This is a genomic window from Streptomyces fungicidicus, from assembly GCF_003665435.1.
GTDB classification, from domain to species: Bacteria; Actinomycetota; Actinomycetes; order Streptomycetales; family Streptomycetaceae; genus Streptomyces; species Streptomyces fungicidicus.
This window is the reverse complement of record NZ_CP023407.1, coordinates 4,629,667-4,641,615: the sequence shown is the minus strand read 5'-3', so window position 1 is coordinate 4,641,615 and position 11,949 is coordinate 4,629,667. Positions and strand designations below refer to the sequence as shown.

The following is an 11,949-nucleotide window of genomic DNA, read 5'->3' as shown; positions in this document are numbered from 1 at the left end:
CGCCTCAGCCCGTGGCCAGCATCCCCGCCCGCAGCCGCTTCAGCGTCCGCGAGAGCAGCCGCGACACATGCATCTGCGAGCAGCCGAGCCGCTGCCCGATCTCCGCCTGGGTCAGCTCCTCCACGAAGCGCCAGTGCACGATCTTGCGCTCACGCTCGTCGAGATCGGCGATCATCGGCGCCAGCGCGTGGAAGTCCTCGACCAGTTCCAGCGCGGCGTCCTCGGAGCCGATGAAGTCGGCGAGCACGCTCTCACCGTCGGGCTCACTGCCGATGGCCGCGTCCAGGGAGGCGGAGTTGTAGCCGTTCGAGGCGATCCGCGCCTCGTTGACCTCTTCCTCGGTCAGGCTCATCAGCTGCGCGAGCTCACCGACCGTGGGCGTACGGCCCAGCCGGCTGCGCAGCTCCTCGGTGGCACGGGCAAGCTGCACCCGGGCCTCCTGCAGCCGGCGCGGAACGTGCACGGACCACGACGTGTCCCGGAAGAAGCGCTTGATCTCCCCCACGATGTAGGGGATCGCGAAGGAGGTGAACTCGACCTCGCGCGACAGCTCGAACCGGTCGATCGCCTTGATCAGCCCGATCATGCCGACCTGGACGATGTCCTCCATCTCCTCCGGACCGCGGCTGCGGAACCGGCCGGCCGCGTAGCGGACCAGGGACATGTTCATCTCGATCAGCGTGTTGCGCGCGTACTGGTATTCGTGCGTGCCTTCCTCCAGCACCGTCAGGCGGCGGAAGAACACCTTCGAAAGTTCGCGGGCGTCCTGCGGCGCGACCTGGCCCGGGTCGGCGACCTCCGGCAGCTCGGTCACCGTCTGAGTTCGGTCGGTCCGCGCCATCGTCGACGTCACTGTGCGCCCTCCCTGTTCGATCGGCCCGGCTAGAGACACCGGCTAAACGCGCTTACCCCGGTCCACGCGAAGCACACATCCCCTTCACCGACGACGTCCGCACGAAAGCGGAAGACGAAGCCCACGCCCCCCGCACCCCGCCTCACCCTTCCGCGATCACCACCGCCGAAGCGATCCCGGCGTCGTGGCTGAGCGACACGTGCCAGGACCGTACGCCCAGTTCGGCGGCGCGCGCCGCGACCGTGCCCTTCACCCGCAGCCGGGGCTGCCCGCTGTCCTCGCACCACACCTCGGCGTCGGTCCAGTACAGCCCCGCGGGCGCACCGAGCGCCTTGGCGAGCGCCTCCTTGGCGGCGAACCGCGCGGCGAGCGAGGCGATACCCCGCCGCTCACCGCTGGGCAGCAGCAACTCGCTCTCCAGGAAGAGCCGCTGGGCCAGGGCGGGCGTCCGCTCCAGCGACTCCGCGAACCGCTCCACCTCGGCGACGTCGATCCCGACTCCGATGATGCTCATGCGGGCACCCTAGGCCCTGCCGCCGCGTCCGGCGGGACTCGGTAGGGCCGGACGGGGCGGACGGGGCGGCGACACCCGCGGCCGGCGTCACTCCACCGTCACCGACTTCGCCAGATTGCGCGGCTGGTCCACCTCGTTCCCCCGTGCGGTCGCCAGCTCGCAGGCGAAGACCTGCAGCGGCACCGTCGCCACCAGCGGCTGGAGCAGTGTCGGGGTGACCGGGATGCGGATCAGGTGGTCGGCGTACGGGGCGACGGCCTCGTCCCCCTCCTCCGCGATGACGATGGTCCGGGCACCGCGCGCCCGGATCTCCTGGATGTTGGAGACGATCTTGTCGTGGAGGACGGACCGGCCGCGCGGCGACGGCACGACCACGACCACCGGCAGGTCGTCCTCGATCAGGGCGATCGGCCCGTGCTTCAGCTCGCCGGCCGCGAAGCCCTCCGCGTGCATGTACGCGAGCTCCTTCAGCTTCAGGGCCCCTTCCAGCGCTACCGGGTAGCCCACGTGCCGTCCCAGGAACAGCACCGTGTTCTTCTCCGCCAGCGACCGCGCCAGTGCCCGTACCGGCTCCATGGTCTCCAGGACCCGGTCGACCGCGCCGGAGACGGAGGACAGGTCCCGCACCACCGCGCGGATCTCGTCGGCCCACTTGGTGCCCCGCACCTGGCCCAGGTAGAGCGCGACCAGGTAGCAGGCGACCAGCTGGGTCAGGAACGCCTTGGTCGAGGCGACCGCGACCTCGGGCCCGGCGTGCGTGTACAGCACGGCGTCGGACTCGCGCGGGATGGTGGAGCCGTTGGTGTTGCAGATGGCCAGCACGTGCGCGCCCTGCTCGCGGGCGTGGCGCAGCGCCATCAGTGTGTCCATGGTCTCCCCGGACTGGGAGATGGCGACGACCAGGGTCTGCTGGTCGAGGATCGGGTCCCGGTAGCGGAACTCGCTGGCCAGTTCCACCTCGCAGGGGAGCCGGGTCCAGTGCTCGATGGCGTACTTGGCGATCAGCCCGGCGTGGAAGGCCGTACCGCAGGCGACGATGACGACCTTGTCGACCTCGCGCAGGACGTTCGCGGGGATCCGCACCTCGTCCAGGGTCAGCGAACCCGCCCCGTCGATGCGGCCCAGCAGGGTGTCGGCGACCGCCTTCGGCTGCTCGGCGATCTCCTTGAGCATGAAGTAGTCGTAGCCGCCCTTCTCGGCGGCGGAGGCGTCCCAGTCGACGTGGTACTCGCGGACGTCGGCCGGGCCGCCGTCGAAGTCGGTGACCGTCACCGCGTCCCGGCGCAGTTCGACCACCTGGTCCTGCCCCAGCTCGACGGCGTCCCGGGTGTGCGCGATGAACGCGGCGACGTCCGAGGCGAGGAAGGCCTCCCCGTCGCCGACCCCCACCACCAGTGGCGAGTTCCGCCGCGCGCCCACCACCACGTCCGGCTCGTCCGCGTGGACGGCGACCAGGGTGAACGCGCCCTCCAGACGCCGGCACACCAGCCTCATCGCCTCGGCGAGGTCCGCGCAGGCGGAGAACTCCTCGGCGAGGAGGTGCGCGACGACCTCGGTGTCCGTCTCGGAGGCGAGCGCGTGGCCGCGCTCGGCCAACTCCTCCCGGAGGGCGGCGAAGTTCTCGATAATGCCGTTGTGGACGACGGCGACCCGGCCCGCGTTGTCGAGGTGCGGGTGGGCGTTGGCGTCCGTCGGACCGCCGTGCGTGGCCCAGCGGGTGTGCCCGATGCCGGTGGTGCCGGACGGCAGCGGCCGCTCGGCCAGCTCCTTCTCGAGGTTGACGAGCTTCCCGGCCCGCTTGGCCGTGGCCAGACCGCCGTCCGCCAGCACGGCGACGCCCGCCGAGTCGTATCCCCGGTACTCCAGCCGCTTCAGTCCGGCCGTCACGACGGTCAGCGCCGACTGCGGCCCCACGTATCCCACGATTCCGCACATGCCCGGCAGCCTACGGTCCGTCAGCTGCCGGAAAGGCCCTCCGTGTGCCCGAAATCGGAAATTCCCACCGGTGCAGGAAGCACCGGTGGGAACGGAACCCCCAGAGTGTCAGCCGAGCTTGCCGACCTGGGCGGTGACGACGTCCGCCGGGACGTCGAAGTCCTCGCCGGTGGCCATGGCGGCCAGGTTGACGGCGCTGAAGGTGACCAGGGTGGCGCCCTTGCGGACGACGACGATCTTGCTCGGCGCCTTGACGTCCTCCTCGGCGGCGATGGTCAGGGTGAGGGCGGAACTCTCGTCGCCGCCCTCGGGCGCGGTGCCCCCGGCGACCTTGACGACCTGCATCTCCTCACCGGACACGGTGGCGGTGAAACCGCCCGCGCACTTCCCGGCGGCGTCGGTCAGGCCCTTCATCGCCTGCTCGGCGCCGCCGTCCTCGTAGGAGGCGAGGTTGATCAGCATCTTGTCGACGTCGAGGGAGGCCATCAGGGCGTCCTCGGGGCTGGTGCCCTCGGAGGGCTTCACGGGCTCGCCCGTCCAGGACCGCTTCACGGTCGCGGCCGGCTCGCCCTGGGCCACCCCGGCCTGCGCGTGGGCCAGCGGCAGGCAGGCCGCGTCCTTGGTCTTCACCTGGTCCTTGGCGATGTCGTCCGTCGCCGGGAGCTTGGTGGCGACCTTGCCACTCTTCACGTCCGACTGCGCGAGCCCGGCCTTCTCCAGCTCGGCGGCGGTGAGCGCCTTGGCCGCCGGGGCCGCGGAGGCACTCGAGTCGGCCTTGCCGTTGCCCTCGCCGCCCTTGTCCTCGTCGCCGGAGCCACCGCAGGCGGTGACGAGCAGGGCGAGCGCGGCGGCGGAGGCGGCGAGCGCGGTACGGCGAACGGCGGTGGTTCTCACGTGGGAACTCTTTCTTCGGGGCGCGGAGGACTCCGCAACGCATTGCGCGCACTGTAAGCGGATCCCCGACACAGCCACCACACAATTGATCATCAGGTATGCGACCGTGACGGCCGCGTGATCTCGGACGGCCCCCACGAGCGTGACACAGCCCACCTGTCGCCCCGTTCGAACTCCGTTAACAATGGACTGTGATCTCTCCGGTCTCCCCGATGCCCCGGAGCGCCCACCGGCAGCGGCCGGAGGCGACTCCCTACGTGGACCTCACCCGCGCCGAGTGGAGCGCGCTGCGCGACAAGACTCCGCTGCCCCTGTCGGCGGCGGAGGTCGAGCAGCTGCGCGGCCTCGGTGACGTCATCGACCTCGACGAGGTGCGGGACATCTACCTCCCGCTGTCCCGGCTGCTCAACCTCTACGTCGGCGCCACCGACGGGCTGCGGGGCGCGCTGAACACCTTCCTGGGCGAGCAGGGTTCCCAGTCCGGCACTCCCTTCGTCATAGGGGTCGCCGGTTCCGTGGCGGTCGGCAAGTCCACGGTGGCCCGGCTGCTCCGCGCGCTGCTGTCCCGCTGGCCCGAGCACCCCCGCGTGGAGCTGGTCACGACGGACGGGTTCCTGCTGCCGACGAAGGAACTGCAGGAGCGGGGCCTGATGTCGCGGAAAGGTTTCCCCGAGTCGTACGACCGGCGGGCGCTGACCCGTTTCGTCGCCGACATCAAAGCGGGCAAGGGCGAGGTGACCGCCCCCGTCTACTCGCACCTCATCTACGACATCGTCCCGGGCGAGAAGCTCACGGTGCGCCGCCCGGACATCCTGATCGTCGAGGGGCTCAACGTCCTGCAGCCCGCGCTGCCCGGGAAGGACGGCCGCACCCGCGTCGGGCTCGCCGACTACTTCGACTTCAGCGTGTACGTCGACGCCCGCACCGAGGACATCGAGAGCTGGTACCTCAACCGCTTCAAGCGGCTGCGGGAGACCGCGTTCCAGGATCCGTCCTCGTACTTCCGCAGGTGGACCCAGGTCTCCGAGGAGGAGGCCCTCGACTACGCCCGCACGATGTGGCGCACCATCAACAAGCCGAACCTGGTGGAGAACATCGCCCCGACCCGGGGCCGGGCCACGCTGGTGGTGCGCAAGGGGCCGGACCACAAGGTCCAGCGCCTCAGCCTGCGCAAACTGTGACGCTACGCTGCCGCCATGCTGCACCTGCGCCTGATCTCACCGGCCGAGAAGACCGATGACGTAATACGGCTGATCGAGGGGACGATCGGCACGGCGCACCTGTGCGTGCTGCCCGGCGCCGCGCGCAGTCCCGCCGGTGACGTCGTGCTGTGCGACGTGGCCCGGGAGGCCGGCGACGACCTGCTCAGCGGGCTGCAGCGGCTCGGTCTGGAGACGACCGGTTCCATCGCCGTGGACGACGTCGGGCTGCTGCTGTCGAAGCGGGCCGAGAAGGCGGAGAAGGAGGCGCCGGGCGAGCCCGCGGACGCGGTGCTGTGGGAGCACCTGACCGACGCCACCCACGAGGAGTCGACCCTCTCGGTCACCTATCTCATGTTCATCACGCTGGCCACGATGATCGCGGCCTGCGGTGTGGTGCTGGACAACTCGATCCTGATCGTGGGCGCGATGGCGGTGGGCCCGGAGTTCGGCCCGCTGGCCGGCGTCTCCACCGCGGTGGTGCAGCGCCGGCCGCGTCTCGCGCTGCGCTCGGTGACCGCCCTGCTGGTGGGTTTCGCGGTGGCGATGGCGGTGACGGTGGGCTTCAGCCTCTTCATGGACGCGGTCGGGCTGTTCACCGAGGCGAAGCTGGAGGGCGACCGTCCGCAGACCGGCTTCGTGTACGCCCCCGACTGGTTCTCCTTCGTGGTGGCTGTACTGGCCGGGGCGGCCGGGACGCTGTCGCTGACGTCCGCGAAGTCCGGGGCGCTGGTGGGGGTCGCGATCTCGGTGACGACGATTCCGGCTGCCGCGAACGCCGCGGTGGCGTTGAGCTACGGGGACACCGTGCAGACCTGGGGGTCGACCGAGCAGCTTCTGCTCAACCTGTTGGGCATCACCCTGGCGGGGGTGCTCACGCTGGCGGCGCAGAAGCGGTTCTGGGCGGGCCAGCACAAACGCCTCCGGCGCCCGACCGCCCCCTGACCACCCCGGCGTGGGTGCGGTCCGGGAGGTGTTCGCGCAGCCCGGCGCCCACGGGGTGCCGCCGCGCCCACCCGTGCCGCCCCAGCGGCACGACTGCCCGCGGAGTGCGGGGGTGCGACTGCCCGCGGAAACGGCGGTGCGGCACCTGCCGTCCGCGGAGAGCGGGGGTGCGACTGTCCGCGCACAGCCGGGGGAGACTGCCCGCGGAGAACGGGGGTGTGGCTGCCCGCGGAGGGCGGGGGCGTGGCTGCCCGCGCACAACGGGGGGATGACTGCCCGCGGAGTGCGGCGGTGCGGCTGCCCGCAGAGTGCGGCGGTGCGGCTGCCCGTGCAGTGCGCGGGTGTGGCGGATGGTTGGCGACGGCGGGGAGGGGGTGGGGCGGGGGTGGCCGCCCGCAGTGGCTGGCGCGTCCGCGCCCCGCACCCCTTCCAGCGGGGTCAGTCGCGCCAGTCCGAGGACGGCCACCCCCGACCCGCCCCCGCACCACCCACCCGGCTAACCCAGCGCCGACTTCACCGCGTCCGCCAGCCGCCCGGCCACCGACCGGGCCTGGTCGATGTCCGCAGCCTCGACCATGACGCGCACCAGCGGCTCCGTCCCCGACGGACGCAGCAGCACCCGCCCGGTCTCGCCCAGCTCGCGCTCCGCCTCGGTCACCGCCGCGGCCAGCTCCGCGGAGGTCTTCACCCGCGACTTGTCCACATCCGGAACGTTCACCAGAACCTGCGGCAACCGCTCCATCACGGACGCCAGATCCCGCAGCGTACGGCCCGTCTCGGCGACCCGCGCCGCCAGCAGCAGACCGGTGAGCGTCCCGTCCCCGGTCGTCGCGTGGTCGAGGACGATGACGTGCCCGGACTGCTCGCCCCCGAGCGCGTAGTCCCGCTGCTTCATCTCCTCCAGCACATACCGGTCGCCGACAGCGGTCTGCACCAGCCGGATGCCCTCGCGCTCCATGGCCAGCTTGAAGCCCAGGTTGGACATCACCGTCGCGACCACGGTGTCGGACCGCAGCGCGGACCGCTCCCGCATCGCCAGCGCCAGCACCGCGAGGATCTGGTCGCCGTCGACCTCCTCACCGGCGTGGTCCACGGCCAGGCACCGGTCGGCGTCGCCGTCGTGCGCGATGCCCAGCGCGGCCCCGTGCTCGACGACCGCGGCCTTCAGCTGCTCCAGATGGGTCGAGCCGCAGCCGTCGTTGATGTTGAGCCCGTCCGGGTCGGCCCCGATCGTCACGACCTCGGCCCCGGCCCGCGTGAACGCCTCCGGCGACACCTTCGCCGCGGCGCCGTGCGCCTCGTCCAGGACGATCTTCAGCCCGTCCAGCCGGTTCGGCAGTACGCCGACGAGGTGGGCGACGTACTTGTCGAACCCCTCCTCGTAGTCCCGCACCCGGCCGACCCCGGCACCGGTCGGACGGTCCCAGGGAGCCCCGGTGCGGTGCTCCTCGTACGTGGCCTCGATCCGGTCCTCCAGCTCGTCGGCGAGCTTGTGACCACCGCGGGCGAAGAACTTGATGCCGTTGTCCGGCATGGCGTTGTGGCTCGCGGAGAGCATCACACCGAGGTCGGCGCCGAGCGCGCCGGTGAGGTGGGCGACCGCCGGGGTGGGCAGCACGCCGACCCGCAGGACGTCCACACCCGCGCTGGCGAGGCCGGCGCAGACCGCGGCCTCCAGGAACTCTCCGGACGCGCGTGGATCACGTCCGACCACGGCCGTGGGCCGGTGTCCTTCGAACGTGCCCGCCTCGGCCAGTACGTGCGCGGCCGCGACGGACAGGCCGAGCGCCATCTCCGCCGTCAGGTCCGCGTTGGCGACACCGCGCACGCCGTCCGTGCCGAAGAGTCGTCCCACTTGTCCTCCTGAGGAAGCGTCAGTATCGAAAGGCCTCGCCGAGGCGTTGGACCCGTACGCGCGGTCGCAGGTTGTACCGCTGGTCGCCAGTTGTACCGCTGCCAGAAGCCACCGCTGTGTGTTCGACGGCCTCTGGCAGCGGCACAGGGCTCACATCTCCCGGACGCGAACCGCCCGCCGCGGCGCCACGGCACCACGCCACCACGGCACCGCACCCGACCATCCGATCACATTAGCCTTTGAGCGCCTTGTGCCGTTATACGCCCAGGCCACTGAATAAACGAACGCCCCGGCAGCACTGTGGCGTGCCGCCGGGGCGTTCGGAGTACGCGCGAGCGCCTGCGAGATTAGCGCTTGCTGTACTGCGGGGCCTTACGGGCCTTCTTCAGACCGGCCTTCTTGCGCTCGACCGCACGGTCGTCGCGCTTGAGGAAGCCTGCCTTCTTCAGCGGGCCGCGGTTGTTGTCCACGTCCGCCTCGTTCAGCGCACGGGCGACACCGAGACGGAGCGCACCGGCCTGGCCGGAGACGCCGCCACCCGCGATGCGGGCGATGACGTCGTAGCGGCCCTCGAGCTCGAGCACCTTGAAGGGCTCGTTGACTTCCTGCTGGTGCACCTTGTTCGGGAAGTAGTCCTCGAGGGTGCGACCGTTGATCTTCCACTTGCCGGTGCCCGGGACGATCCGGACGCGGGCGATGGCGTTCTTGCGGCGACCCAGGCCGGCGGCCGGCTGGGGCTCGCCGAAGCGGGAGGCCATCGACTCCGAGGTGTACTCGCCCTCGACGGGCACCTCGGACTCGGTGGTGTAGCTGTCGATGTCAAGCTCTTCGAGCGGCTGCTCGGCAGTGGTCTCGGCCACGATTCTCCTCAGATTCTCTTCAGTCTTAGGGGTGGCCGGACTTACTGCGCGACCTGGGTGATCTCGAACGGCACCGGCTGCTGGGCAGCGTGCGGGTGCTGGTCGCCCGAGTAGACCTTCAGCTTGGAAAGCATCTGACGGCCCAGGGTGTTCTTGGGGAGCATGCCCTTGACGGCCTTCTCGATGGCCTTCTCGGGGTTCTTGTCGAGCAGCTCGTCGTAGCGGACGGAGCGCAGACCACCCGGGTAACCCGAGTGGCGGTACGCCATCTTCTGGGTCCGCTTGTTGCCGGAGAGGTGCACCTTGTCCGCGTTGATGATGATGACGAAGTCACCGGTGTCGACGTGGGGGGCGTAGATCGGCTTGTGCTTGCCGCGCAGGATGGAGGCCGCAGTGGAGGCCAGACGACCCAGGACAACGTCCTGAGCGTCGATGACGTGCCACTGGCGCGTCACATCGCCGGGCTTGGGGCTGTACGTACGCACGGTTCGTAGCCTTCGCTTCTTCAGTGAATGGTCCTGACAAGGTCACCGAAGACGATCACGACAGCCCTGACCGCACCGCGGTGACGCAAACCGCGCGCTGGTCGCTGGTCATCGGTCCCGGTGGACCGGTGTAAGGGCCCCTCACGTGAGAATGAGCAAGCCACTACACACAACGAACAAGCAGGATACCCACCCTCGGCCGGACGGGTCAAAACGACCCCGTCCGAGGTGGGCTACGCCGATTCTACGGCCGGACGCCGCTCCCCCGGCGTCCCCCTCGGGCCCGCCTCCTCCCGCGCGCCCCGGACGCAGTGGTAGGAGACCGTCACCGCCAGCACGCACAGCGTGACCGCGTCCTGGAAGGCCCGGCGCCGCGGCGACTCCAGCCACGGCCAGGTGACCCCCGGCAGCTGCGGCACCAGGGCGAGCCAGAACCAGGGCCGCCGCGCCACCGACCCCGCGTACGGCAACCCGGCCAGCAGCAGCGGCAGCACGACCAGGAGGTAGTGGTTGTAGGAGGGCCTCGACACCAGGAACGCGGAGAGCATCAGCCCGGCGGAGGTCTCCGCCAGCCGCAGCGGCGCCGGACCGGGCCCGCGCCAGCGCCGGTACGCGCAGACCACACCGGCGGCGGCCGCGAGAGCGGCGAGCACCACGGCCGGGGTCTCCGGCACGCCGAGCCGGGGCAGCACCACGGCCGGCGAGGCCTCGTAGAGCCGCAGGAAGGCGTCGTCCCCGCGCAGCAGGAACGGCAGGGTGCGGGTGAAGAAGCCCGTCGGGTCGGGCAGGAAGAGCGCCGCCGCCACCGACGCCGCCACCGGTACCAGCACCAGCACGGCCAGCGCCCGCCACCGGCGCGCGAAGAGGAACAGCAGCGCCATCGGCGCGAGCAGCGGCTTCAGCGCCACGGCCACCCCGATCACCGCCCCCGCCGCGACCCACCGGCCCCGGCTCGCCAGCAGCAGGCAGAGCGGCAGCGCCAGCGCGGCCGTCACCGTCCAGTTGCCCAGCCGCACCAGCTGCCCGAACGGCGCGAAGCCGGCCGCGAGGCCCAGCAGGCCGAGGGCGGCGAGCCGGCTGCCCAGCGGCACCCGGTGCAGCCGCAGGGCGCACGCCCAGCCCAGCGCGAGGGCGAGGACCGCGGCCACCGGCCCCAGCACGTCGAGCACGGACCGCGGCAGCAGCGCCGGCGGAACGGCGGCCATGACCGCGCTCGGGAAATAGAGGAAGTGCCGGTCGTCGTACGGCGATCCACCGTCCAGCCAGGTCCGCGCGGCGTCCACGACGATCGCGTTGTCCATGCCTCCGCCCGAGGTCACCAGCACCGTACGCACCGTCAGCGCGCCCAGCACCGCCGCGAGTCCGGCCCACAGGTGCCACCTCGCGGGCCGCACCAACCACCCGGAGATGTCGCTTTTGCCCGTCACCATGCCCGCAACGCTAGGCGCTCCCCGCCCCGTTGACAGGGACCAGCACACCCCTTACCCCGTCTAAGATGCGCCCCATGAGTCTTGGGCAGGGGGGACCTCCTCAGCAGTGGGATCCCTGGAAACCGAATTCCCAGCAGCCCTGGAACGGCGGAGGCTCCGGACAGTCACCCGACTGGGCCGCGCTCGCCGACGCCTCCGAGGCCCGCAGCAAGCGGCGCCGGCTGCTGTTCATAGGCGGCGGGGCACTGGCCACCGTCGCGATAGGCACGGCGGTGGCGGTCGCCGTCGTCTCGGCGAACGGCGGCAGCGAGGCCTCCCCGGGGACCTCGTCCCAGCTGCCGGGCGGCTCCGACATCGACATCCCGAGCCCCACGGGCACGGTCCCGTCGTTCGCCCCGACGAGCGCACCGCCCCCGCTGGACCCGAAGGACTTCATCGCCAGCGCGAAGAAGGACAAGGCCCCGCTGAGCCCCGACATCCTCTTCCCCGGCACCCAGCTGACCATGGGTGAGACGGTGTACAAGAAGGGTCCGACGGCCGACACCACGAACTGCGCGTCGGCGGCGAAGGCCACGCTCCCCAAGGTCCTCGACGACAACGACTGCACCCGCCTGATCCGGGTCACCTACACCAAGGACGACGTGGCGGTGACGGTCGGCGTGGCGGTCTTCGAGACCGAGGCCCAGGCGACGAAGGCCAAGCAGCAGGCGGACAAGAAGAGCATCGTGAAGTCGCTGTCGGGCGGGGGCGTCAAGGACTTCTGCTCCGGCGCGGTCTGCCGCTCGACCACCAACTCCTACGGCCGCTACGCCTACTTCACCCTGGCCGGCTTCACCGCCGGCAAGGACGTGACGACGAAGGACACGGCCGTCTTCGCCACCGGCGACGACCTCCAGACCTTCACGGTCCGCCAGATCCACCGCCGCGGCCAGGCCCAGGCGTCGGCGGCGGCCAACGAGTAGCCGCCACCGCGGGGCCG

Annotated in this window: 11 protein-coding genes; 3 read left to right on the top strand and 8 right to left on the bottom strand. The window is 71.2% G+C overall.

Translation table 11 applies throughout. The features are described from left to right. Positions 1-4: 4 nt before the first annotated feature. From CNQ36_RS21390 to CNQ36_RS21375, 4 genes are all read right to left on the bottom strand, one after another. A complete protein-coding gene (locus tag CNQ36_RS21390) occupies positions 5-841 on the bottom strand; it encodes an RNA polymerase sigma factor SigF (protein WP_040906337.1) in 837 nt (278 codons plus the stop codon). Between the two features lie 154 nt (positions 842-995). Further along, positions 996-1,367 carry a holo-ACP synthase gene (locus CNQ36_RS21385; protein WP_004927150.1) on the bottom strand — a complete coding sequence of 124 codons (372 nt, stop codon included), beginning with the start codon at positions 1,365-1,367 and terminating at the stop codon, positions 996-998. Positions 1,368-1,454: 87 nt separating this feature from the next. Next, complete coding sequence (gene glmS / locus CNQ36_RS21380) at positions 1,455-3,302, bottom strand: glutamine--fructose-6-phosphate transaminase (isomerizing) (RefSeq protein ID WP_004927152.1); 1,848 nt, start codon at positions 3,300-3,302, stop codon at positions 1,455-1,457. 108 nt (positions 3,303-3,410) lie between these two features. Then, complete coding sequence (locus tag CNQ36_RS21375) at positions 3,411-4,196, bottom strand: hypothetical protein (protein ID WP_121547168.1); 786 nt, start codon at positions 4,194-4,196, stop codon at positions 3,411-3,413. A gap of 212 nt (positions 4,197-4,408) precedes the next feature. On the opposite strand from CNQ36_RS21375, the gene coaA reads away from it, so the two are divergent. Together coaA and CNQ36_RS21365 are read left to right on the top strand one after the other, a co-directional pair. Next, positions 4,409-5,377 carry a type I pantothenate kinase gene (coaA, locus tag CNQ36_RS21370; protein ID WP_040906338.1) on the top strand — a complete coding sequence of 323 codons (969 nt, stop codon included), beginning with the start codon at positions 4,409-4,411 and terminating at the stop codon, positions 5,375-5,377. A gap of 15 nt (positions 5,378-5,392) precedes the next feature. Next, a complete protein-coding gene (locus CNQ36_RS21365) occupies positions 5,393-6,340 on the top strand; it encodes a DUF389 domain-containing protein (RefSeq protein ID WP_121547167.1) in 948 nt (315 codons plus the stop codon). A 496-nt stretch (positions 6,341-6,836) separates the two neighbouring features. On the opposite strand, the gene glmM is transcribed toward CNQ36_RS21365, so the two are convergent. The 4 genes from glmM to CNQ36_RS21345 form a co-directional block, all read right to left on the bottom strand. Further along, on the bottom strand, positions 6,837-8,195 hold the full coding sequence (gene glmM, locus CNQ36_RS21360) for a phosphoglucosamine mutase (protein WP_004927165.1): 1,359 nt from the start codon (positions 8,193-8,195) through the stop codon (positions 6,837-6,839). A 347-nt stretch (positions 8,196-8,542) separates the two neighbouring features. Further along, complete coding sequence (gene rpsI / locus CNQ36_RS21355; RefSeq protein ID WP_004927169.1) at positions 8,543-9,055, bottom strand: 30S ribosomal protein S9; 513 nt, start codon at positions 9,053-9,055, stop codon at positions 8,543-8,545. A gap of 41 nt (positions 9,056-9,096) precedes the next feature. Then, positions 9,097-9,540: a 50S ribosomal protein L13 gene (rplM, locus tag CNQ36_RS21350; RefSeq protein ID WP_004927173.1), complete on the bottom strand. Its 444-nt coding sequence runs from the start codon at positions 9,538-9,540 to the stop codon at positions 9,097-9,099. Positions 9,541-9,773: 233 nt separating this feature from the next. Then, a complete protein-coding gene (locus CNQ36_RS21345) occupies positions 9,774-10,970 on the bottom strand; it encodes a glycosyltransferase family 87 protein (RefSeq protein ID WP_121547166.1) in 1,197 nt (398 codons plus the stop codon). 74 nt (positions 10,971-11,044) lie between these two features. Here CNQ36_RS21345 and CNQ36_RS21340 point away from each other — a divergent pair, with 74 nt between their 5' ends. Then, positions 11,045-11,932, top strand: coding sequence for a hypothetical protein (locus tag CNQ36_RS21340; protein ID WP_040906340.1), 888 nt, complete (start codon positions 11,045-11,047; stop codon positions 11,930-11,932). Positions 11,933-11,949 lie beyond the last annotated feature (17 nt).